This is a genomic window from Mesorhizobium sp., assembly GCF_004962925.1.
Taxonomy (GTDB): domain Bacteria; phylum Pseudomonadota; class Alphaproteobacteria; order Rhizobiales; family Rhizobiaceae; genus Mesorhizobium.
On record NZ_SUEO01000001.1, the window covers coordinates 42,196 to 65,830 of the forward strand.

The following is a 23,635-nucleotide window of genomic DNA, read 5'->3' on the forward strand; positions in this document are numbered from 1 at the left end:
TATGAGGGTTTACAAATTTTCCTCGTGTACCGCGGAGGGGTCGCGTTGCAATGACTCCGGTGTCTCTCATGCCAATTGTCGTGCTTTCGGGCTCTCCATACGAGCGTGGTTTTCAGCACGGCAATCGCTTCGCCGGCGCAATCGGTCAGGCGCTTGGCGCTCGTTTAGCGTCCTTGTCAACCGCAGAATTGTCGGAGGTGTATCAGCGCGCCAGCACAGTTCTAGCGAAGATTGACATGATGGCTCCCGAGGTTGGCGCGGAGATACACGGAATCGCAGATGGCGGCGGGCGCGACGTGTTGGACATTGTGTTGCGTAGTTCATTCGAACTTCTTACGCCGTGCGCTTTGACCGGCTGCAGCGGTCTGGCAGTGCAGACTGGCGACGGCGCCTTGATTGCGCAGAACTGGGATGGACCGCCGGGGAGCGATGCGGAACAGGCACTTTTCATTCATGTCAGCGCAGGCGGCTTCGAATTCGCGACCGTGGCATCAGCCGGGGGCCTCGGTTGGGTGGGGCTCAACCGAGCAGGCTTTGGGCTCGTCAATAATGACCTTATCTTGACGTCGCGTTCAGACGGAATTCCGAGCCAGATTGTCCGTCGGGTTTTTCTTGGCTGCCAAGACGTGGACGCAGCAATTGAGAGAGCTAAATCGCTGCCACATATGGCGGGACGGGCATATCTTTTCGGCGATGCGTCCAACCAAATCGCTTCTGTCGAGGTTTCAGCCCGACATGGTGTGTCGGTGTTCAGATCGGCGTCATTCTTTGCTCACACCAATCATGCGTTGGATGCCCAAATTCGCGATGACGAGGATTCTGAGCTGTTGGCCAGGCAATACCCTTCTAGCCAGAAGCGGCTCGAGATTCTGAAGGCACGGGGTGCGCATTGCACAAACGCCGACGAGGTAATGGTTACTTTGCGGGATCAAACCGATGCACCAGACGCGGTCTGCAAGCAGACCTCAGTGCGTGAGCCAACGCAAACTGCCTTTTCGGTCGCTATGCAGTGCTGGGACAGAACCTTGTTCCTCGCCCGAGGAATGCCCTCGGTTACCGGATATCAGCGGATTAGCCTGTAAACTAGCGTAAACGGATTGTAGGGAAGCCATGAAAATCACCGACGTAAATATCTATTTGCTGAAATCCGGTCGTCTGCATCCTGTCTTGGTTGAAGTCTCGACGGACGAAGGCATAACTGGGGTCGGCGAGGCGGGAATAGCCTATGGTGTTGGCGGGACCGCGGCGGCAGGGATGATCAAGGATCTCTCGGAACGATTCTTACTCGGCAAAGATCCCGGCCGGATCGAAGAGCTGTGGTCTGCAATGTATGATCATTCGTTCTGGGCAAAGAATGGTGGCGCAATCATCTTTGCCGGCATCAGCGCGATAGAGCAGGCTCTCTGGGACATCAAAGGCAAATGTCTCGACGTCCCCGTTTATGAGCTTTTCGGCGGAAAAATCCGGGACCGTGTGCGAGCCTACGCAAATGGCTGGTACGGTGCCTCTGATACGCCGGATGAATTTGCCCGTTCGGCAGAACGTCCTCTGAAGGACGGATATCGGGCGCTAAAACTTTACCCGTTGGCTCAGCGGGTTGGTTCGGCTTTGCAACACGTGACACGGCGATCAATATCAGCCGACGCACTTGAACTTGCTTACCGCAGAGTCAAGGCTGTCCGTGATGCGGCCGGGCCCGACGTCGAACTTATGGTCGATCTCAGTGGAGGCTTGACTACCGATGAGACAATTCGGTTTTGCCGGAAACTCGATGACCTTAATATATGCTTTGTCGAAGAGCCTTGCGATCCATTTGACAATGGTGCGCTGAAGGTAATCTCAGAACAAGTTCCGATTCCGATTGCTGTTGGCGAACGCGTCTATTCGAAGTTCGGGTTCAGGAAGGTTTTCGAGTTGCAAGCCTGCGGAATTATTCAGCCGGATGTCGGAACGGCGGGAGGCTTGATGGAGACAAAGAAAATCTGCGCGATGGCCGAAGCCTATAATATGCGCGTGGCGCCCCATGTGTGTGGAAGCAGTCTAATCGAAGCTGCAACCCTTCAGATTGAGGCAAATATCACCAATTTTATGATCCATGAACACTATCCTGCCTTCAGGGACGACGACGGCTACGTCGAGGTGCTTGAGAATCCGCCGTCGAGCAGATCTGGATATTTCGAAATATCCGACGCGCCCGGACTGGGAGCAGTTCTTGTCAAACGAAACATCGAACCGTACCTCTGGGCCTCGTGCACATAGGCATTCACCATGATAGGGATGCGCCCGTGGCCTCCTCGATGAGGACTGTCGAGGAGCCCTCGATCTACTTAAACAGTTGCGCAGACGCTTGAAGACCGTGGCCAGGTGTCAGCCGCCGGGAACTGATCCAGGGCGCGCACCCTCGGCTCAGATTCGCCTTTCCTCTCCTACCACCTAAAGAGGGAAGCAGCGAACGTGGGAACGACTGGCTCTCCCGCAAAGAACTGTTGGAGCTGTGCACTGGGGAATTTGCCTGATTTGAACTCACCAACAGCGTATCTATGTATGCCGCTGCCGATGAAGAGCACGTCCATGCCCTCGATTCGAGCACCCGCAACGTCGGTCCGTAGCGAATCACCAACTGCGAGCACTTCATGTCTTTCGTAGCCGAGAAGGTCGAGCACGCGTTGGTAAGCCGATGAATACGGCTTTCCATGGTAGAAAACGTCCCCTCCCAACGCTTCGTATTGCTCGGCGAGCGCCCCCGCACAAACCACAAGTTGATCGCCAACTAAAACGACCAGATCGGGATTCGCGCAGACCATTGGAAGTTTGCGCAAAGCACATTCCTTCAACAGTGTCGCAACTTCATCTGGCGGCTGAGTGCTCCCGCCAGTGGTTAGAATAAAGTCGGCATCTCGAGGTGAAAAGACCTCGGACCGATCTAATCCCCGGAGCAAGCCCGCCAGCTCAGGTGGTCCAATGTGGAAATAGCGAGCTGCTAATGCTCTATGCCAATTGTCTGATGGATTTTCTAGCGCCTTGTAAACCAGCTCTCCGGATGTAACAATATAGTTATATTGAGATGGCTCTATTCCCATCGATGCTAAGTGTTTAGAAACTTGGTAGGCACGACGGGGGCAAATATCAAGCCGGTTGTTTCGCAAAGCATTCATGGCAGTGATCGCGTGAGGAAAGGCAACTTTCCCGTCGTGCAAGACGCCCCATAAATCGAGAACGACGGCACGGTACGTTTTTATAACAGCCGCGATGCCTTCAATTATGATTGGCGCTTGCAAATTATTCATTGAGATTAGCTCCTTTTTTCACGCATTCGTCAATTCCGAGGACAGCCAATCGTCAGCGTTGCGGGCGTGCCGCGAGTCCGGCCATCGCTAGAAGGTATCCAACTGTTGATGCGGTAATGATCCCACCACCAACCAGGGTCGACAGGGGGGGTGTTTCGCCGAATGCGAGCCACACCCAAAATGGAGCGAGCGGCGTCTCTAGCGCTCCAATCAAGGAGGCTTGCGAAGCTGGGACGCGACGAGCGCCAGCCGAATAGAACGCAAAAGCCAATCCCACTTGCACTAGGCCAAAAAGCGCAAGATATACCAGATGTCTCAAACTTGGTGATAATGGCGCAGCGAAGCACAAGCTGACCATCGAGACGAAAACGTTGGCCGCGCAGACCGAAGCCAGAAGCGATTCTTCGCGGTATCGGCGCATACACACAGCAACAAACGAGGTCATGAAGGTCATGACGAAGGCGAGAGCGTTGCCAATCAAGTCTGACTCCAGATCTGTTCCCCAGACGAGCACGGAGGTACCTGCAGCCATCGTTACTATTGCTAACAGGGTCGCAGGACGAATTTTCTCCCCCAGCCAAAGCCATCCCAGGATAGCCGTGAAGACAGGTGTCGTCCCGTAGAGGGCAGCTACGTTGGCGATCGAGGTTTGCTGACACGCGGGGATGAACGCCAATAGGGCCATTGCCAACGAGGCTGCAACAATAATCCCTCGGCCTGTTGGGCGAAGGCTATGTCTTGGCCCGTCTACAACGAAATAAATTGCCAGGAAAACCGCTGCAAACAGACTGCGCCAAAACAAAATTGTCCAAGCGTCAAGCGGCAGAACCCTAATGAAAAGCCCAGCGGTGCTCCACGCGATTGCAGAGATCGCGACAAAAAGAAGGCCCTTCCTATAACTTTTTTGAAGCAAAGCAGTCGGGCCTCTTCGCTCTTAGCCAGGGATGGCGCGCGGATCGTGTTCATGGCCCGCATTAGTCAAGTTGCCCGGGAACCCCGCAGATGCAGGAGAACCATCCAGATACCGCCTTGCGCAACCGACGCCGAGCCGTGTGAGCACTTCTTGTGGATGGACGCCAGCGGTCGCGGCAAGGTCATCGACGGTGAAAACGTCGCCCAGCAGTTCCACATCCCTGCCCGGACCACAAAGCGTCTCAGGAACATCCGTGATATCAATCGTAATGTATTCCATGGACACTCTTCCGATCAGAGGAGCAGAATATCCAGCAAACCGGACGGATATCTTGTTGGCGCATGCCCATGGAAGGCCATGCTTATAGCCGATCGCGACGATCGCGATGCGGCTGGCTCGGGCCGTGCGAAAAGTCGCACCGTATCCAACTGCCTCACCCCTTGCTACTTTGCGCACGTCGAGTGTTTTTGCTTTGAGGCTCGCAACGGTCTTTAAAGGATTCGGCCGGATGCCGGCATTGTTAAGTCCGTAAAGTGCCGAGCCCACCCGTACCATATCGAAGTGATAGCGTTCCCCTAGCCACACACCGGCGGAGGCCGCGAGACTGCGAAGTGCCGGTTTAAGTAGATCTGACGTCGCCTGAAAGCGGTCCCTTTGTAGCAAATTCATTGCGTCCCCAGCCCGTTCGCTGCATGCGAGGTGGCTGAGTACGACCGAAGGCGGACGCCGCTTAAAGATACCACAAAGATACTCGCGCCGTACGTCGCCGAAAGCGAGGCCAAGGCGAGAGAACCCAGTCTCCACGTTGAGGAAATATGTTTGCGGCTCGCGTGCGCCGCTAATGGCATCCAGTTCGACACAATTGTTCACAACTGGTATAAGGCGGTTCGATCGATAGTGGCCGCGATATCTCGCAAACTCATCGCAAAAAACCGCAACTGCCGCGCCGATGTGGGATGACCTCAGAAGCAGCGCTTCGTGCAGATTGCCGACGAGGAGCAGATTACATCCGGCGTCAATGAGCGCGCCTGCAATCTTAACCAAGCCAAGCCCGTAGGCGTCGCTTTTGACGACAGCAGCTACTTTTACCTTTGGGCCAACCAGGGCCGATATGGTCTGAAAGTTCGCCTGAATCGCGCTGAGATCGATTTCGAGTACAACATCGGCAGGTCGTACCGAGGTCAACATGTCTTGCTCTCCGTCGTCCCCGGCCCGCCTTCGAAGCACCGCCAATTCGCCGGGCGACAATGTACACAGTTCATGGAAAAGCTCACTCCATAGCTCCTGCCACGCGTCAGAGAGTATCAGCTCCAGGCTTGGCATAGGCATAGAAAACAGAGAGCGAGGTCGTTGTACAGGGGAGGTATTGCAATATAATGTAAAGGTTATATTGAGAATATATTCAAACGCTTAACATAATATTTACAAAAGCTACCTTCCATTCTTCGAATTCTACGTTACAAACCCTCTTCGGCAACGATTTGGAGAGTGCAGTGAATGGTCGCGTAAAGATCCTGATTGTCGGGCACGGCGTACTTGGCGGGGCCGTTCTTGATTTTCTTAGCCAAAGCGGCAGACCCTACGATCTGCACGTTGGAGCGCGAGATCTGCAGCGCGCCTCCTTGAGGGTCAACCTCGCAAAGTACACCGCTGTAAACCTCGGGCTCTCTCCGGCTATCGAGGCAGTTCCGTTGGATTTGATGAATACAGAGGCTACAGCAGAGCGCCTAGCGGCCCTCCGTCCTGATCTAATTTTTAATGCCACGACCTTGCATTCCTGGTGGCGGATAACGCAATTGCCCACTGATGCCTATCAGCAGATCGATCGAGCACGCGGCGGCGTATGGACGCCTATGCATCTAGTGCTCGTACGACGCCTTATGAAGGCTGTGCGCGAAGCTGGTGTGGAGAGCATTGTCGTAAACGCATCTTACCCAGATGTGACGAATGCCGCGCTTGCGGCCGAGGGTCTCTCTCCGACTATTGGGATCGGGAACATAGCAAATGCCGTGCCAGGCATCAGGTTGGCAGCAGCACACCTTCTGGGTTGCGAACTGAAAGCGGTGGAAGTGCAGTTTTTTGCGCAACATTATGTCAGTTATCGCATGCCGAGCACCGGTTCCACGGGCGGAGCGCCCTATCACTTGACCATATATCGGAACGGGCGGGAAGTTAAACCACAGGATCTGCGGCACGATGAGATCTTCACGAACGTCGCCGGACGTTTTCGCCGAGTGAAAGGGCTTGCGGGGCAATCCGTCACCGCTTCATCAGCGACGGCGATTATACGTGCGTTTGCCGATCACTTGGAACGCGTTGTTCACGCGCCAGGACCACTAGGTCTCGTGGGAGGCTATCCCGTCAGGATTGCTCCAACTGGTATTTCGATCGAATTGCCGCAAGGCTTGTCGTTGGACGACGCGGTAGAGATCAATTCGCAATGCCAGAAGTACGACGGGATCGAGGCGGTCGAAAGCGACGGTACCGTGCGCTTCACGGGAGAATCGGCAGGAATTCTGCGTGAGCTGCTCGGATATGATTGCGAAGCAATGGCGCTGGATGAGTGCGAAAAACGCGCAGAGGAGTTGGCAGCTAAATACGCCGAATATTGCGGTCGCCTTCAATTGGGCGCCACTCCCGCGACCTGACGTCGCGCGCCTGCCAATGTACACCTCCCGGGCGCGTAAGGTTGTCTGCCACCGCATGCGTCTCGCATGATTGAAAAGCAGATGCAGGCAGCCACCGGGCAGATGCAACTTGAATTTGAGGCCATATTTTGAGCCGGTTCGCCCACCTGGATCCGCCAGGATTGATCAGTCCTGGAAGATTTCGAGAACGGGTTGATGCGGTGCGTCTGTCATGCCGCCTTCATCACGGCCCCGTCGATTACGACGCCGAACCCGACGTACTTCCAAAGTGCGACGAGCATTTTTCTGGCGAGCGCGATGATGGTGCTTTTCTTATGGCGTCCGCGATCTGACTGGACGCGCTGAAGAACGATTCGCTCAGCGCCGAAGACGGCTGATGCGCGGCCACACCTGGCTAGCTGGATCATTGTCGTTCGCAGTCGGGGATCCTGCTTTCGACACGCCTTGCGATCAATCGGTCCGCTCTGCCAAGGCGTGGGCGCCAATCACGCGTAGGCGGCAACCTGCCAGCGATTGTCAAAATGACGCGATAACCCCTCGGTGCAAAAAACGGCCGCATCTCCGCCCCTACTCCCTTGATGGCGCACAACGTCGCGGCCGGTGTTGCTGCGGGATTGCTTTCATCGGCTGCGCTCACCAGTACGTCACGCTCCCGCTCAACGACGGCAATATGGTCGAGCAGCAGCTCGAGTCGATCGAGTTCGCGGACGATCTGTGCCTTGAGATGAGGAGGCAAGGCCCTGCCGTCGCCGGTTCGGAGCTCTTCGAGCCGCATGCGTCTGTCCTTTCGTAGCGCTCGGTATCCGCGGGCAAATAGGAGACCCTTGATGCGATTGACGTGCTCAACCCGTTCAGCGATGAGGACGCGTCGCTCGTGACATACACGGCGCCGGTCCTTCCTCTTGCGGGCTCGGCGCCCTCACCATCGCACAGACGCGAGGTTCACCCGCTTGAAGGTAGCAGTGCGCGTACTAGCGTCTCGCCATCGATCTTGTCGGTCTTGGCCCGTCAACCACGACGTGACGCGGCAATTGATGCTGCATCGACGTATGACTTCGACCCTATGATCCTGCTGAACCCGATGAATCCAGAACCCATCGAGTGGAAAGAGGTGGCCAGTACGGCAGCGCGCCTTCTCCTGAAAAGATGGCGAAGCGCGAGAGCAATTCGCCGACATCGCCCGCCCTGAACCACATGCTGCCACATTTTCTCACCGTTGCCCGGCGACAGCGACGTGATCAACCATGTGGCTCGGCTTAACTCAAGGGAGACAAAGATCGCACCCAGATCAGTGCGGATCGCGGTGGAACTGTCGTATTGGCTTTGGGGTGCATGCATGGCCGTCTCCTGGAGGTTGATTGCGTCTGTGCAACCACACTCTTGCAGAGCGCCGGGCGCGGTTCACGCCTCATGGAATCTAAAGTGAAGGGAGCTCTGAAGTCGCACCCGACCGGGTTCCGAACCCCGACCAACTGAGGCCCGATCGGGGGCTATCGGCTGGCTGGACGTGCGGTCCAACATATGAATGCTAGCGTAACCATATCGCGTTTTCATCCCTTGACCGAAGCCAATTCTTTCCCCTCCTCGCATTTAGACGTTGCTTGTCGGCTATTCATAGCAAGCGATGGTTTGTCGCCTCGATTGCCTTGCCAATGCCGATCATGCAGTCTGCCGGATGAATGGACGAACATCCTCGAGTCGAATAAATGGACCAGACCGACGAGAATTCAGAGTGGGGCGACAGCGACGCCCTGGAGTTCTTCGGACGTCATCTCTTGGCGATCTGTATCACCTATCGACTGGCGAACACTTCCAAAGAGGACGCACTGTCCTTTGCCGCCTATAATGGAACGCTGATCGACATCGCGGGCTCGGTCTGCTTTCTAACCGCGGGCCACGTTCTGGCTGACCTCAAACAAAAGATCGCCGATATCAGAGTAGAGATTGTAGAGGTCGTTCTGGCCGACACGTTCGCTAAGGGCCGTATTAGCGACAAACCAGTTCCATTTGATATTAGGAGCGAACCATTCCTCTTTGTCGATGACGAAGAACAGGGGCTTGATTTCGGGGCGATTCCCCTGCGCCCTTACTACGTCAATCTTCTGGCAAAGAACGGAATGGTTGCCCTCGACGAGGAGCGGTGGATACACCAACACCGAGTCGATTTTGATGGCTATGCGATGCTCGGTCTCCCTCGAGAATTTACGTCGCCCTCCGTCGACACCTTGGGGCACGGAGCGGTTTCGCCGACGATGATTTGGGTCTCGCGCCGGGAGACGCCGCCACAAGGCACGCGCCACACGACGTACCCCCGCTTCATTGCAGAAATCGGCGAAAGCCTATCGATCACTGACATCGTCGGTATGAGCGGCGGACCGATATTTGGCTTCCGGATCGACGGCGAGAAAGCGGTTCGGTATTGGGTCGTCGCATTGCAGAGTGCCTGGCTTCCAAGACAGCGTATCATCTTCGGATGCCCTCTACCCACTCTCGCGCCTCTCTTGAAGGGCCTAATGGCCGAAGCCTCCTCGCCCGAGCGACCATAGCACGAGCCTTTGCTGGCAGCGTCTACACTTCGTCATGCGTTTCGCAGCTGCGCGCTAGGCGCTATTTTTGCCCGTGACCAGCTCGCCTACGGGTCGCGCTTCCGTGTGCTAAACTTCGTGGACGATGTGACGCACAAACGGCTGGTTTCGGGACACTGAACGGCCGACTTGGGCGATCGCCGTCAGGCAGCATTGGGGCACGTGAGTTGACCGGCGGCTTGTGGTGTATAAAAAACGATGGCGGACATTCAGCTCCTTCGGTCCAACGGCTCAGTTCGTCATCTCTGACCTTGCCCCTCTGATCTAATCCGGTTTGAAGTTCGTTCTGGCCCATCGAGAGGACCAGGACATGAAACGTAGCCGCTTCTCTGAAGAGCAGATCATCGGTATTTTGAAGGAACATGAGGCCGGGGTATCGGTTGCCGATCTGTGCCGCAAGCACGGGGTCAGCGACGCCTCGATCTAACCTGGAAGGCCCGCTTCGGCGGGATGGATGTCTCCGAGGCTCGGCGACTGAAGGGGCTGGAGGACGAGAACACGCGCCTGAAGCGGCTTCTGGCCGACGCCATGCTCGACAATGCCGCGTTGAAGGACCTTGTGGGAAATGTATGGTCCGCCCCGTCCGTGCAAGGGTTCGCGACATCGCCGATGACGATTCCAGTTGCATAAATGTATCCGGCCTCTCGCGAGTGGGCTGCTGTTGCAGCCAGGCCATGATGAGATCCGCGCACGCCGTTCCCAATAAATGGTTCGGGCACGAAGCCCGCTTTTTTTGCACAGGGCTTACGGCATGCTGATCCACTGTTTCGTCATCACTATTCCCGAGCCTTGCAATCGAGCCGGAGCGTCAGGCGAAAGCAGGGTCCCTGCGTTCGTAGAGTGCTCCCGGCTTGGTCAGGACAACCCAGACAATGCGCGCCATCTTGGCGGCAAGTGCGACAACAGCTTTGTTCGGGTGCATCCGGCTCTGCAACCCATCAAGCCAGCTTCCCAGGCGATCCCGGGTTCGATTTAGGTGACGGAAGCATGATCGCGCGCCATGAACGAGCAGCTTGCGAACGTAGCGGTTCCCGCGCTTGCTGATACCGAGTAGCTTTTGCTTGCCTCCGGTCGAGTATTCTCGAGGGACCAGCCCCAGCCATGCGGCCAGGTCGCGAGCCTTCTGGAACTGGCATCCGGTGCCGACGGCCGCCAGTAGCGCGGTGGCTCCCAATGCTCCGATTCCGGGAATCGTCATGAGCCGGCGGGCAACATCTTCTCGGTCTGCGATCGCTGCGATCTCCCTCGTCACGTCGTTGATGCGCTGCTCCAACTGGCGCAGATCGGCGAACAGGTCCACGAGCAGTTTGCGCATTGCCGGCGAGAGGTCATTCGAAAGGTCATCGAGAACCAGTGGCAAGTCGAGCTTGAACAGTCCGGCGCCCTGTCTCAATGCGATGCCGTATTCCAGGCAGAACGCTCGCATCTGGTTGATCAGACGGGTTCGCGTGCCGATCATCTGGTCGCGTACCCGATGCAGCGCCTGGAGGTTAGCTTGTTCCTCGCTCTTGATTGCTGCGAACCGCATCGTCGGCCGCGTGGCAGCTTCGGCGATGGCCTCGGCATCGATAATGTCGCTCTTGTTCGACTTGACGTAGGGCTTCACGAACTGCGCTGGGATCAGGCGAACCTTGTGCCCCAGAGCATGCAGTCTCCTGGCGATCCATTGTGATCCTGCGCACGACTCCATCCCCACGACCGCTGGCGCTGCTCGTTCAAAGAATTGCAGCAGCGTGTCGCGTCGGAAGCGAGCTCGCTGGATGGGCTCGCCGCCGCTATCCAGGCCGACGACGTGGAAGATGTTCTTGCCGATATCGACTCCATAGACTGCCGCAAGGCGCGGCGCATTGCGTGGGGACATTGCAACCTCCTTTGGTGGGACCGCCCCGAATGATGCTGCGGGAGGACGGGGCGGACCATCCCATTAATGGTGACGCCCGCGGCCAAGCGGAAAGCTGTCGCTCGCCTGAAGGAAAGCTTCGGGATGAGGAACGGCGGGCATGTAAAGCCATCGGCTGTTGCCGCATGGTTCGCTACGAGACCAGCAGGCCGGACGACCGCGAGGTTCGCGAGCGGATGAAGGCGATCGCGCAGGAGCGTCGCCGGTTCGGCTAACGGCGTCTTCTCGTGATGCTGAGGCGGGAGGGCCTGGTCGTGAACCACAAGAAGCTGTTCCGGCTTATCGGGAGGAGAAGCTCGCCGTTCGCCGCCGTGGCGGCCGCAAGCGGGCGATCGGGACCAGGGCGCCGATGCTGATGCCGCTGAGGCCCGACGAGCGCTGGTCGCTCGACTTCGTATCGGACCAGCTCACCGACGGGCGCCGCTTCCGCATCCTGGCCGTCGTCGACGACTGCACGAGAGAGTGCCTGGCACTCATCGTTGATACGTCTCTCTCGGGCATGCGGGTTGCCCGCGAATTGGACCGGCTCATCACCGAGCGCGGCCGGCCGAGGATGATCGTCAGCGACAATGGCAGCGAGTTCACCTCGAACGCCATTCTCGCCTGGGCGGATCGGAACCGCGTCGAATGGCATTACATTGCGCCCGGCAAGCCGATGCACACGGATGTTGTAGAATAGCCCCCTTCTTCTTATTCGGCATCTTTTTCCACAGCCTTCGGCCTTTCCGGCCTCGTTCGCCATCGGGAAGTCGCTGCTGCATAGGCAGCTTCCGCCTTCTCGATTCGGGATCGTTCTTCGGCGCGCTTGGCCGGGATGTTGTAGTCGAAGGCGGTGCCGCGCCTGGCATGGCTGGTCGGGAGGCCGGCACGCAGCTCGACCGATCTGAACTTGCGGGCGAGCAAGGCCGGCCGGGCCCAGATGTAGTCGGCATCCTTGCTCAGCATGTGCCAGATGATCATTGCAAGCCTGCGCGCGGTGGCGACGGCCGCGATGTGCTTCCCCCGGCGCGAGGCGATCCGCTTGTAGAAGGCGCATAGTGGTCCTGGCGATCGCACTGCCGCCCATGCCGCCTCGACCATCATCCCCCGCGCATGGCCGCGGCCCTGCTTCGTGATGCGGCCATGATAGGCCGGGCCTTCACCGGACTGCCGCACGCTCGGATTGAGGCCAAGATAGGCGACAAGCCTCTGTGGATCGCCGAAGCGCCGAATGTCGCCGATTGCCGCGCAACGCTTGCAGCCACCGTTACGTCGAGGCCGGGCAACCTCATCAGACGGCGGATTGTCGGATCCTGGAGGGCATGCACCGCGATATCTGCCTCGACCACCCTCAACGCCTCGTTGATCTGGCTAATCAAGCCGAGGTGGCGCTCAATGGCGGTGCGCTCATCGGCAGGCAATATTTGCCTCGTCAGCCATTTGCGCCCGCTGATCCCGACGAGGTTTCCATGCGGACACGGCGGGATCAGGTGGGCGTGTAGGATTGATTGGATGAGGTTTTTCAGCCGCGAACGCTGGCGAACCAGTTGTGTGCGCCTGATGATCTGTCTTCGGAGCGCAAGGGTCGCCGGATCCGGAACCCAGACCTCCGGTAGAAAGCCCGAGGCGTAGAGCTTCGCAAGGACAGTGGCGTCGATCGCGTCAGTCTTCACCTTCGCGTGCGCGATCATGTGCACCTGCTTGGGATTGGCGATCACGGTCCGATCCACGTAGGGCGACAGCACTTCAGCGACGGCCGCAGCATTGCCGGTCGCCTCGATTACCCACATGATCATCGTGGGTGAGTTCCCTTCTGGCGAACTCCTCGAGCTTATTGCGTAGCATTTGAACGCGGCCGAGCTTGACGATTTCGCCATCAAGCAACGACACAACCTCGGCGGCTACGCGATGTATGTCCATGCCGATAATACGCACGGTTCCCTCCATCGTTGGTCACGAACAGGGAGCCTGCGGGCAACACGACAAATTCGGATCCGCGCTCGCAGCGCATCCGGGCGAGTCGTTGGGGCGGCCAGATAATGTGCTCGAACTCGCAGTTCATCTGCATACGACGGCCTGCCCGCACTTGCGTGCTCCCGGTGCCCCGTGGCCCGGATCCGCCAAGCTTAGCCAAACCTGACGACCGAACAAACGATGGCACCGAGAACAACCATACCGGATAATGGCTACGTCGAATCCTTCAACGGCCGAATGCGCGACGAGCTGTTGAACGAGAGCCTGTTCTTCGGCCTCGACCACGCCCGCAGTGCCATTGCCGAATGGAGGCAGGACTTCAACACCGCGAGGCCGCATTCCTCGCTTGGCTACCAGACCCCAGCGGCCTTCGCCGGAACCGGCTCCGACGCTGCGCTCAACGAAGGCTTCGCGTCTCCGCCGGTTGCTCAAACCGCGCCATACGGCGTAACAGAAACGGCCGAGGCTCTAATCGCCAATGGATGAAAGGTCCGCGGCAGGTCAACTTCTCTAATAGTTGGAAGGCGGACAAAGTTGTGACAAAGCAGACATGCAGAATCCGACGCGGGCGCCCGACGGATTGGACTGGCACGGCTTTGTTAAGTTGGCATACCTCTTGCGCTTTGGACTGCGACGTTCACCAGCAACGGATTATGGGCGGGGTGGGATCTATTATCGTGAGCAAACAGAGTGCGCGATCACATAATGTGCGCACTCAATTTTATGGCGGCCACGCTCTTAGCCGGTTGGCGGGCCAGGCGCACGATCACAAGCGAACGACATCAAGAGTTTACAATAGAATACTAAATAGTATCAGGAGAATCGAAAATGTCTGATGAATTGAACTATGGGGAGATATATGCTCCAATCTATGAAGAATACACAGCCGTGCAAGGTAAAGTCGCTGAGGTAGACCAGACAGTTACCTTTCTCGAGCGATTTTGCAGCGGGGGCAGTGCTCTCGAACTGGGTATAGGCGACGGGCGCGTGGCAGTGCCGTTGAGCGACCGCGAGGTCAAGGTTGAAGGTATCGACAATTCATGCAGCATGTTGGAACTTCTGGCCAGGCGCACCGAACTGATCAAGGCTTGGCAAGGAGATATTGCCCATTTCAGAACAGAGCAACGTTACAGTATGGTGTATTGCGTCTATTTCACCTTCACGCTGCTCTCCACGCGCGAAGCGCAAATAAATTGCCTCCGATCTGCCGCGGCGGCACTAGACGACGAAGGTAGTTTGGTGATAGAATTAGATGTACCAAGCTTGGATTCTCGCGTCGGCGCGCTTAAATCTACAACGGTGCGGCTAGTGGATCATGAGAATACGATTCTCAATGTGGCTGTCCACGATCCACTCACCCAGAACTTGATTTCAACCGTGCTCTGGTTTTCTGGTACGTCCGTAAGACGTTTACCGCAACGCGTTCGTTACGTTTATCATCAGGAACTCGACACCATGGCCGAATGCGTGGGGCTCGAGCTAGTGGAGCGGTGGGGAGATTGGGCGAAAGGTGCGTTTACCCAAGCATCGAAACGTCATATCTCGGTCTACCGCCGAGCAGCCCGTCGTCCGGGGGGATCTTCCGCGACAAAAAACGTCTGAATAGGCCTCAAATGCGTATCGCTTTGGCATTCTGATATTCGCTCTTCGCAGCTCTGGATTCCCTTAGCTATGAACTTGTCGATCCAGTCCGCACCGGGAAGCTGAGGTTGTCGAAACGTCATTGATTGATTGGCTTTCCTTTGAGCGAGGATGACCCCAGCAGATCCGTCCGGTTCTCCCAACGCCCGCGACTTTGTGCGGCGGACCCGGCCGGTTTCCTCTGCCGGTCGGCAGGGCACCTTGCGGAGAGGGCCCGATCTTCACCGTACTTTGCCCAACAACAGAGGGAAGCATTACAGAGGCCCCGAATGAGTATGCGGGAGAAGCCTGCCGATATTGAAAGCCGCATGAGAGACTCTCGCTTTTTTGAACCTCGGTTCGAGATGAGCACGATATGCAATCAGCATTTGGCGGAGCGATCGTGGCATCTCAGATTGAGCGGCGGCTTAAGTTCATTGGTGTGATGCGCGCGCTAAATGGGGGCCTTTTTTTGATCGTGTCCCGCGGCGTGGTGTAGCTGGCGGCATTGGTCGCCGTGCTGTCCGGCATGGGCCGGTCTGATCAGCGCGCCACGGCTGGCAGGCTGATCAGGGGATCATCCCTCATCTGGCTGATCGTTTCCAGGGTCATATATCTGGCGCGCTGCACGGCCCATTCATCGTTCTGTTCGAGCAGGATTGCGCCAACCAGGCGCACGATGGCATCGTCGTTCGGGAAGATTCCGACGACCTCGGTGCGCCGCTTGATCTCGCCGTTGAGACGCTCGATCGGATTCGTCGAATGGAGCTTGGCGCGATGTTCCTTCGGGAAGGTCGTGTAGGCCAGCACGTCGGGCTCGGCATCGTCCATGATTGTCGCCAGCTTCGGCACCTTCGGCCGGATCTGGTCGGCGACGGCGCGCCATTGTACGGACGCGGCCTGGGGCGTCTCCTGGGCGAAAGCGGTGGCGATGAAGGCTGACACGACCCTGCGGCCGCTCTTGCCGGCATGGGCCAGCACGTTCCTCATGAAGTGGACGCGGCACCTCTGCCATGTCGCGCACAGCACCTTGGTGACGGTGGCCTTGATGCCTTCGTGGGCATCGGAGACGACGAGCTTGACGCCGCGCAGGCCGCGACGTGTCAGCTTGCGCAGGAACTCCGTCCAGATCGGCTCGGCCTCCGACGTGCCAATCTCCATGCCCAGGACCTCGCGCCGGCCGTCCGCGTTGACGCCGACGGCGATGATGACGGCGACCGAGACGATCCGGCCACCGCGACGGACCTTCAGGTAGGTGGCGTCGATCCACAGGTATGGCCAATCGCCCTCGATCGGCCGCTCGAGGAAGGCCTTGACCTTGCCGTCGATCTCCTCGCACAGCCGAGAGACCTGGCTCTTGGAGATGCCGCTCATCCCCATGGCTTTGACCAGGTCGTCAACCGACCGGGTCGAGATGCCTTGTACATAAGCTTCCTGGATGACGGCGGTCAGCGCGTTCTCGGCCATGCGGCGCGGCTCGAGGAAACCCGGGAAATAGCTTCCCTTCCTGAGCTTGGGGATGCGCAGCTCGACTGTGCCGGCCCGCGTCTCCCAGTCCCGCTCGCGGTAGCCATTGCGCTGGGCGAACCGCAGCGGGTTCTTCTCGCCATAGGCGGCGCCGGTGGCCGCGCCCACCTCTATTTCCATCAGCCGCTCGGCGGCAAAGCCGATCATCTCGCGCAGGAGATCGGCATCCGGGGTCTTCTCCACGAGCGTGCGCAGGTTCATCATGTCGTCGGTCATCGGTGGTCCTTCCGAAACAGGTTGGCGTCAACAACCAAACCCTACCGGAAGGCGCCGATGACCACCGACACGCCGCTCACTCGCTACAGCGCTACTAACGGCGCGCTCGCGAGCGGCTTCGTAACCGCCGAGCTACACCACCTGATGGGACACGACCCTTTTTTAGATTTTCAGTTCGTACAGGGCATCGGTGCTTTGAATTTCGAAGGAGGGTCCTCTACCCACGCAGCGGATGTGCCGCCCCATTTCCCCATTCGCAACAGCGGTGAGGGCGTCAACTGCACATCTTCTGGAACGCAAATTCGCACGTGTGTGACGCGTGTGTGCGTCCTGAGTGCATAGAGGTCAAGGGCGCGGGACGATGAGGGGAACGCGGGGGGCGCTCTAAACAGGCTTCCCTCCGTTTTGAAAATATCAGCGACTGGTCACAGATCTCTATCTCGACGTTGAACTCGCCAGCGGCATTATCCTAACAGCAGTGGAGAAGTTTAAGGGGGCAACGCCGTCTCGAGCGAGGAACGCAGTCAGAACGCGTTACCAACCTGAGGACTGCATTCTAATCCTCGCCAGCCGGGACAACACGGAGCTCTCGCGTCTCGTGAACCGCTTTACAAGTCGTTCAATCGATTTAACCGCCGGGCGGCGGCATTATTTGGAGAAACCTTTCGTGGACGAAGCACTTGGTGCTAACGCCTGGCAATGGGACGAGGCGGGTTGGCGGAGTACCGTCGAGCATGTGCGCGCCGGGCGTTCGCTGAAGCCAGACGTTTGGCCGGGAGGCGCGCGCGTTGCAGTGGCGCTCTCGTTTGACAGCGATCACGAGACCATCGAATTGCACAATGGGGGCAGTTCACCCGGCAGACTGTCAAAAGGGCAATACGGTAGCGCGTCGGTCTGCCTCGCATTCTCAATCTGCTTGCGGCGCACGACATCAAGGCGAGCTTTTTTGTTCCGGCTGTATCAGCGCTCCTGTATGCCGAGGAGCAACACGAGGTTGGCCATCCATGGATGGGTTCACGAGCGAAACGGCGGAACAAGACGAGCGCGAGTTGATGATGCGCTCTGCAGAGTGCTAGAGCGCGTCTGTGGCAAAAGGCCGATTGCTACCCGTACCCCATCATGGGATTTCAGCCATAACACCCTAACGATCATTCGTGAAATGGGACTCCTCTTGACAGCTCGTGAGCTGATCCAAGCAGGGGTGCCAACCGGTATCGTCGAACTGCCCGTCGAAACGATGCTGTCCGATTCTGCCTGTTTCGATATGGTTGCTACATGCCTTCCTCCTCTCCGCTTGAGATATTCAAGGCAGAGTTTGAGGGCGCTTACGCAGATCGCGGTCTGTTTCTCCTAACTATGCATCGTCATGTAATCGGACGCCGCTCGCGCCTGATGATGCTCAATGCACTGATCACCCACATGAGGAGTAGGGTAGGGCGTCTGATTCGCTACACATGAGGAGACTGCCCGCCATCTCAAAAAAAGTCGCCGCGTTGGAACAAGTAACAGTAAGTCCAACGGCGACCTTTAGCCCAGCGCGGTAGATCGAGCGAGCTAGGCTCCTGATGTCAAAGGGCATCCAATCAGACTCCCGATTGTGCTGTCGTATCGACAACCTTCGACATGCTCATAAAAATCGGGTGCCTCAGCGTCAGGCCTCTCGCACCCCATTGTCGATATCCTCGCCACGGCGCGCGAGCGTGGCTGCGAGAGCGAGCTGGCAAATTACCTGGACACCGTCGCTGCAAGCACGCCGGTCGCCAGACATGGCCTCTTCCGGGAACGATGTTCGCCGGATTCCTCCCGATTGCCGAACTCGTCGTGCGCCTGCCCCCGCTCATGGCCAGCCCGGCCGGAGATACGGCATGAAGCCGAACAACGGGCCGTCGATGCCGCTAGGCTGTATCCCCACGGTGACGGCCGCCTTGCTGAGGTAGGCTGAAGGCTGCAAGTCCTAGTGCAAGCGCTAGGAGTAGCCCTGTGACGAAGCATCAGATCGAAGTGATCACGTCGGTTGAGCGGCGCCGGCGCTGGTCTCGGGAGGAGAAGGAGCGGCCGGTCGCTGCGACGTTCGAGCCTGGGGCCAGTGTTTCGGAGATCGCGCGATCGGCGATCCTTCATGTGAGCCAGCTTTTCCGGTGGCGCAAGGAGCTCTGCCAGATCTCCGCGCCGTCCGTGCCGCAGCTTGTTCCGGTGGAGGTCGTCGAGGCGCAGCCAGCGCCGATCTCCCGACCGCGCAAGAAGAGCAGCATGGTGACGATCGAGCTTGGCGGTGCTCGTCGCCTGCGGATTGAGAGTGATATCGATACCGAGGCGCTCGGCCGGATTCTTGATGTGCTGGAGCGGCGATGATCCCGGTCCCGAGCGGCGTGAAGGTGTGGCTCCCCACTGGTTATACGGATATGCGCAAGGGCTTCCCTGGCCTAGCATTGATGGTGCAGGAGACCTTGAAGCGCGATCCGCACAGCGGCCACTTGTTCTGCTTTTGCGGGCGTCGAGGAGGGCTGATCAAGGTGATCTGGCATGACGGTCACCCGCGACCATCCCATCGCTGAAAACAAACCCTTGATCAGCGGGCGCCGTCCAGACATGACTATGCTGTATCGCTCGACGGACCGGCCTCTGTCGGCGTGGCGCCCCCATGAAGAACCTGGCCCATAGTGCATCCTTTATTCGGAGGATAAGGATGCCCCATCAAAACCTGAGATCAAACATCTAAAAACCGGGACCCAATTGTTCACGCACCAGCGACAGCGACGGGCAGCAGAATCCCGCTTCTCCCAACGTTCATCACGGCATCAAAGCTTGCGCGCGACTGAAAGCCTGCTAGGCGGCCACCGAATACATAACAATCAATTCCATACGCCATTTTTTTTAACGACCGGCTTGGCTGGTGCAAAGCCGTAACCTCTCCGGGCCTAACGTATTCTTGAACTACGTACGGGGTGCGGGTGGCCCTCCCGATGTGTTTCTCCCACACCTCTGAGGTTGTGAGACGCCCAACCAGGACATGCTCGCCACGCGTCGCGTTCGAAGGCTTCAGAACAAGATTGGCCTTGTTTTCCCGGATGTAGGTGATGAGCTCAATACGACGCCGTTCGGGGTCAGTGGTTGCTCCCTCTCTGACAAGACGGGTCCATGGAAAATGGCGTGCAATAAACTCGATCTGCTCCTCGTTAAAGTTCGATCTGAATCGATCATCACTGAATATGGCAAGGGTAGCCTTGTCAGATAGTACCCACTGGGCGATCCACGGGTTTATGGAAACCACCTCTCGAGCCGCACAGGCATCCAAGTAATTTGTACACACCTCCGATTCAATCATATCTCTTACATCAAGTTTATTGTAAACAAGTTGTATTACTTCTCCGTCTGGCCCGACAAAACCATTAGACGTTCGCTTCATTTCTGTAATGTCCAGCAATTCTGCTTTCACCCCTGCGTCCCTTAGTCCGTTCACCATCCAATCTACTTCGTTCGTGTAACGGCCGCGAAAGTTGGCTACGACGGCGGTTCTGAGTTCGCGACCAGTAGCAGCATGATAAGCAGAAACCAGTTCCCGGACAAAGCAGTTGGGATCCCTCGCAAAAGGCTGCTTGCCCACGTCCAGTGACAGGCCATCTATCAATGGGTTGGGTATCTGGCTCCACACTTTCGCGGCGAGGCCGTTCTGAATAACACCGCCAGGCCCCTCGGTATTGGTTTCAAGTATCTTATAATATCCGTCGCTCCCGAACAAGCCATCAAGTCGGCATATTCTTGTGATGGGCCGATTCTCTGGAAGACGAGTGGTCCAACGCGCCAAACGTTTATAGGCTGGAAACAGCTCTTGTACCTCGTCATTACAACAATACAGCTCAGCGGCGACATCAAGGAGCTTGACCACACCCTCAGCAGTAGCGCTCAGTTGATTTGCCAGATCACCGTCTATCGCAAGGGGCCGGAGACATACGGGATATGCCCGACCCTCAAAGTGCATGCCGGCCTTTGCAATGGCGCTGGAGAGTTCGTCTTGGGCCCCCCAGATTGCGGCCGAATCGCAAGCTCCGAGCTCACACAGTCGGCGCTCAATTCGTGCATCCGCCTCGCTTATTGCGGGTGCTATTGCGATTTCCGCAGAGCTCGACCCTGTCTGAGTTGTCATGAGCAGCTCCTATCTATTTTGCTCTGTTGCTATTCCGATTGCGACGCCCTGATCCATTCTTGGGAAAGTGCGAGTTTAGTGTGGTATGAATCCGGTACGGCAGTCGGATACCCGCCGGAGCGCGAACCTCAGACCCTGTGGCGTCCCGTGGCGCGCGACTCGGTTGGCCGCTAACAGGGAAAATAGTGTGTTGCCGTTTTTTAGGAACTGCCAGCTCTGGTGGCTTGACGGTTCTAAAGCACGGTGCCGTGCCTCACCCTTCCCATCATGCGACCGTATGCTCGAGGCCGAGTATGACGCCATCTGCACCGCGCCTATGAGCCTTCTGCACGAACGGGGGACGGTGGGCGGAGACAGAAGCTAGAATCCTCTGGACCGATGTCCAGTCGCCTAGAGATCTCCTACTGTCGATTTGAGCGGCAATCGCCTCGGCGGCCAGCTTGGGCTGCCCAGCCCGCAGTAGCGATGGTTCACGAAACAACAACCACTTCGTTCAGTCGCCTGCAGTCTAAAGGGTCACCTTAAGTTCATCCATCGCCTTCTCAGTAGAAATTTGCACAAACCCCTTTGGTAACTCGTCCGGAATCCGTTTCTTGTCGGCCGGCAGCTCGATCGACCCATTTCCGACCGTCTCGCCACGTTAACCCGCAGCGCCATCCATTTTCCGAACCAGGATGATAACACGGCTTCATCCCCTCGAGACGGGACCCTATCGGCAAATATCAACATGAGGCAGTGCAGGGCAGGGCCAAGCACTCGATTCACCCGACAGGACGCGAGGAGGACATCTCTAATCTGCACTTACTTCCCGTCGCTAACCGGCGGGTCAGTTCCAAGTTCCTGCAACTATGCGTCGCATGCCATGGATATTTGCCATTGTTGTCGCGGACGATCGCTTCAGACGGCAGTCACCTGCGCTCAGGAAGCCGCTGTCGCGCTAACGTGTTACGATGGCCCAAGCCCAAGTCTCTGGTCCACGGTCGCTCCACGTGCAGCACCTTTGTATTTCGTGGGAGATGGTCAGCATCATGGGCGGTGAATAGAAGCCTTGGGGCGTGCGCCGCCCGTCCCAATGCGAGGCGCCGCGGTCAACGTCATCGCCTCGCGCGTTCGCCATCGGTCCCGATTACGCCATCGGATCAGCACCGATCGTCTAATTTGATCCTGCCCGCTGCCGCTATCGGGGACACGAACTCGTCATACATTGGCCCGCCTACAAGGATCGTATTGCAACACTGACTGGCAGATGTGAATTGTACTGAGATATGGTGGGAATTGCCCTCGCACTTTCCCACAAATATTTCAACAGACCATCTCACTGCTAGATGATGTAAATATATAAACTGCGCTTGACCTAAGCCGACCAACGTCAGATCCTCAACAACGAAGGCGGAACGAAATCTGCCAGTCAATGGAAGGAACCGAGGAATGTCTCAGCGCGTCATGATAACCGGGGGTGTTTCAGGCATAGGTTGGGCCATCGCCAGGGCGTTCGCAGCTAATGGTGCCAAGATTCATGTTTGCGATGTCGACGAGGAGGCGCTCCGAGCGGCCACCGAAACATGTCCGCAGATAGGCGTCACGCGCGTCGATGTGACTGATGAGGAGGCGATCGATCAATGGTTCAATGATGCCTTGGACGATCTTGATGGCCTCGATGTCTGATCAACAATGCTGAGGGTGGGGGAGGTCAGGATATATCGAGGAGCTCATGCTCGACCACTGGCGCCGTGGCCTGAGCCTCTCTCTTGATGCGCAGTTTCTGTGTGTTAGGCGCGCTGCGCCCGTCATGAAGCGACAGCGCTCAGGCAGCATAACTATTATCTCCTCTGTTGCTGGGCTTTATGGCTACTATCCCCTGCATACATCTTATGCTGCAGCAAAATGGGAGGTGATCGGCTTTACAAAGGCACTTGCCGTTGAGCTCAATGTTTGATCCCAGGCTCACATGACGATGCTGAGGTCAAGAGGTGTGTTAGGGCGGCATCGTATTGCTCCCAATTGGTGGCGGAATCCAGAGCTGGGCCCGATTGCGTGACACGGCTCGGTCAATCGAGCCTAATCAAACACATACGGTCGCCGCTTGGCCGCTTGAGACGGCTGCACCAATATCCCGCTTGCAACGGCAGGGGCCCAGAAGGCGAGACCCGTCTTTGATACGGCATTCTAGCCAGCTGGGATCTCGGTTCGCCTCCTGGATCCGCCGAGGCTGATCAGGCCTCGAGGGATGAGTGTATCGGTGTGATCTCGTCAGACGGCCTTCATGACAGCACCTTCGATGACGACGCCCGCGGTCACGTATTTCCACAGCGCCACGAGCAGCTTCCTTGCAAGGGCGACGATAATTGTCTTTTTGAGGCGCCCCTGATTGCGCATCACGCGTTCGTGGAACCAGCGGGTAAGCGCTGAACTCGGTTGATTGCGCAGCCACAGCCAAGCCAACTCGATCATCGTCGTTCGCAAGTCGGGGGTTGCCGGCCTTCGAGACGCCTTGCTCGTGCTGGACCGATCCGCTCTGCCAAGGCGTCGGCGCGAGCCCGGCATAGGCGGCGACCTGCCGGCGATTATCGAAGTGCCGGAACAGCCCTTCCGCGTAGAGGATGGCGGCACACTCGGGGCCGATACCCTTGAGATCGAGCAATGTCGCTGCTGGAGTTTCGGCGACTGCGATTGCCAGTAGAGCGTCGCGCTCGGCCTGCACCTCTTTGATTTGGGCTATCACCAGTTCGAGTCGGTCGAGCTCGCGACGGATTGCCGAGGAGAACCGTGCCCGCACCACCACGGCAAAGCAGGCGCAAAAGAGCATTCAGCGGCTGCTTTGCCGTGGTGGTGCGGGCACGGT

Annotated in this window: 16 protein-coding genes and 6 pseudogenes; 13 read left to right on the plus strand and 9 right to left on the minus strand. The window is 57.6% G+C overall.

The window, feature by feature from the left end; all coding sequences use genetic code 11:
- The first annotated feature begins 68 nt into the window (after window positions 1-68).
- Both E5W87_RS00200 and E5W87_RS00205 read left to right on the plus strand, forming a co-directional pair.
- Window positions 69-1,082, plus strand: a complete 1,014-nt coding sequence (locus E5W87_RS00200; protein ID WP_292392935.1) for a C45 family peptidase — start codon at window positions 69-71, stop codon at window positions 1,080-1,082.
- Between the two features lie 28 nt (window positions 1,083-1,110).
- Window positions 1,111-2,259: a mandelate racemase/muconate lactonizing enzyme family protein gene (locus tag E5W87_RS00205; RefSeq protein WP_292392937.1), complete on the plus strand. Its 1,149-nt coding sequence runs from the start codon at window positions 1,111-1,113 to the stop codon at window positions 2,257-2,259.
- 167 nt (window positions 2,260-2,426) lie between these two features.
- Here E5W87_RS00205 and E5W87_RS00210 read toward each other — a convergent pair whose 3' ends face one another.
- From E5W87_RS00210 to alr, 3 genes are read right to left on the minus strand one after another with little or no spacing between them, the layout of a single operon-like run.
- Window positions 2,427-3,287 carry a TIGR01459 family HAD-type hydrolase gene (locus E5W87_RS00210; protein WP_292392939.1) on the minus strand — a complete coding sequence of 287 codons (861 nt, stop codon included), beginning with the start codon at window positions 3,285-3,287 and terminating at the stop codon, window positions 2,427-2,429.
- Window positions 3,288-3,339: 52 nt separating this feature from the next.
- Entirely contained in the window at window positions 3,340-4,200 is an 861-nt protein-coding gene (locus E5W87_RS00215) for a DMT family transporter (protein ID WP_292392941.1), read from the minus strand.
- 21 nt (window positions 4,201-4,221) lie between these two features.
- A complete protein-coding gene (alr, locus tag E5W87_RS00220; protein WP_292392943.1) occupies window positions 4,222-5,388 on the minus strand; it encodes an alanine racemase in 1,167 nt (388 codons plus the stop codon).
- Between the two features lie 305 nt (window positions 5,389-5,693).
- Between alr and E5W87_RS00225 the strand changes: the two genes are divergently transcribed.
- Complete coding sequence (locus E5W87_RS00225) at window positions 5,694-6,848, plus strand: hypothetical protein (RefSeq protein WP_292392944.1); 1,155 nt, start codon at window positions 5,694-5,696, stop codon at window positions 6,846-6,848.
- Window positions 6,849-7,057: 209 nt separating this feature from the next.
- Here E5W87_RS00225 and E5W87_RS00230 read toward each other — a convergent pair.
- Window positions 7,058-8,186: pseudogene (locus E5W87_RS00230) on the minus strand (transposase).
- Window positions 8,187-8,554: 368 nt separating this feature from the next.
- Between E5W87_RS00230 and E5W87_RS00235 the strand changes: the two are divergent.
- Both E5W87_RS00235 and E5W87_RS00240 read left to right on the plus strand, forming a co-directional pair.
- Window positions 8,555-9,394 (plus strand): hypothetical protein, encoded by an 840-nt coding sequence (locus tag E5W87_RS00235; protein ID WP_292392946.1) that lies wholly within the window; start codon window positions 8,555-8,557, stop codon window positions 9,392-9,394.
- Between the two features lie 349 nt (window positions 9,395-9,743).
- A pseudogene (locus E5W87_RS00240) lies at window positions 9,744-9,997 on the plus strand (transposase); the annotation flags it as partial.
- Window positions 9,998-10,241: 244 nt separating this feature from the next.
- On the opposite strand, the gene E5W87_RS00245 reads toward E5W87_RS00240, so the two are convergent.
- The gene (locus E5W87_RS00245; protein ID WP_292392948.1) at window positions 10,242-11,294 is read right to left on the minus strand and encodes an IS110 family transposase; all 1,053 of its coding nucleotides are present in this window, start codon (window positions 11,292-11,294) and stop codon (window positions 10,242-10,244) included.
- 69 nt (window positions 11,295-11,363) lie between these two features.
- On the opposite strand from E5W87_RS00245, the pseudogene E5W87_RS00250 reads away from it, so the two are divergent.
- Window positions 11,364-11,991: pseudogene (locus tag E5W87_RS00250) on the plus strand (DDE-type integrase/transposase/recombinase); the annotation flags it as partial.
- A gap of 32 nt (window positions 11,992-12,023) precedes the next feature.
- Here E5W87_RS00250 and E5W87_RS00255 read toward each other — a convergent pair.
- Window positions 12,024-13,247: pseudogene (locus tag E5W87_RS00255) on the minus strand (IS110 family transposase).
- 246 nt (window positions 13,248-13,493) lie between these two features.
- Here E5W87_RS00255 and E5W87_RS00260 point away from each other — a divergent pair.
- Window positions 13,494-13,772: pseudogene (locus E5W87_RS00260) on the plus strand (transposase); the annotation flags it as partial.
- A gap of 342 nt (window positions 13,773-14,114) precedes the next feature.
- Entirely contained in the window at window positions 14,115-14,888 is a 774-nt protein-coding gene (locus E5W87_RS00265) for a trans-aconitate 2-methyltransferase (protein WP_292392951.1), read from the plus strand.
- A gap of 561 nt (window positions 14,889-15,449) precedes the next feature.
- Here the strand turns inward: E5W87_RS00265 and E5W87_RS00270 are convergent.
- The gene (locus E5W87_RS00270; protein WP_292392953.1) at window positions 15,450-16,649 is read right to left on the minus strand and encodes an IS256 family transposase; all 1,200 of its coding nucleotides are present in this window, start codon (window positions 16,647-16,649) and stop codon (window positions 15,450-15,452) included.
- A gap of 57 nt (window positions 16,650-16,706) precedes the next feature.
- On the opposite strand from E5W87_RS00270, the gene E5W87_RS00275 reads away from it, so the two are divergent.
- From E5W87_RS00275 to tnpB, 3 genes are all read left to right on the plus strand, one after another.
- A complete protein-coding gene (locus E5W87_RS00275) occupies window positions 16,707-16,991 on the plus strand; it encodes a hypothetical protein (protein ID WP_292392955.1) in 285 nt (94 codons plus the stop codon).
- Between the two features lie 1,638 nt (window positions 16,992-18,629).
- Window positions 18,630-19,001, plus strand: a complete 372-nt coding sequence (locus E5W87_RS00280) for a transposase (RefSeq protein WP_292392957.1) — start codon at window positions 18,630-18,632, stop codon at window positions 18,999-19,001.
- The gene (gene tnpB, locus E5W87_RS00285) at window positions 18,998-19,204 is read left to right on the plus strand and encodes an IS66 family insertion sequence element accessory protein TnpB (RefSeq protein ID WP_292392959.1); all 207 of its coding nucleotides are present in this window, start codon (window positions 18,998-19,000) and stop codon (window positions 19,202-19,204) included. The genes E5W87_RS00280 and tnpB overlap by 4 nt, the downstream gene beginning before the upstream one ends.
- Before the next feature lie 182 nt (window positions 19,205-19,386).
- Here tnpB and E5W87_RS00290 read toward each other — a convergent pair whose 3' ends face one another.
- The gene (locus E5W87_RS00290; protein ID WP_292392961.1) at window positions 19,387-20,793 is read right to left on the minus strand and encodes a glutathionylspermidine synthase family protein; all 1,407 of its coding nucleotides are present in this window, start codon (window positions 20,791-20,793) and stop codon (window positions 19,387-19,389) included.
- 1,428 nt (window positions 20,794-22,221) lie between these two features.
- Between E5W87_RS00290 and E5W87_RS00295 the strand changes: the two genes are divergently transcribed.
- On the plus strand, window positions 22,222-22,458 hold the full coding sequence (locus E5W87_RS00295; protein WP_292392963.1) for an SDR family oxidoreductase: 237 nt from the start codon (window positions 22,222-22,224) through the stop codon (window positions 22,456-22,458).
- Between the two features lie 46 nt (window positions 22,459-22,504).
- The gene (locus E5W87_RS00300) at window positions 22,505-22,729 is read left to right on the plus strand and encodes an SDR family NAD(P)-dependent oxidoreductase (RefSeq protein ID WP_292392965.1); all 225 of its coding nucleotides are present in this window, start codon (window positions 22,505-22,507) and stop codon (window positions 22,727-22,729) included.
- A 314-nt stretch (window positions 22,730-23,043) separates the two neighbouring features.
- Here E5W87_RS00300 and E5W87_RS00305 read toward each other — a convergent pair.
- Window positions 23,044-23,551: pseudogene (locus tag E5W87_RS00305) on the minus strand (transposase); the annotation flags it as partial.
- Window positions 23,552-23,635 lie beyond the last annotated feature (84 nt).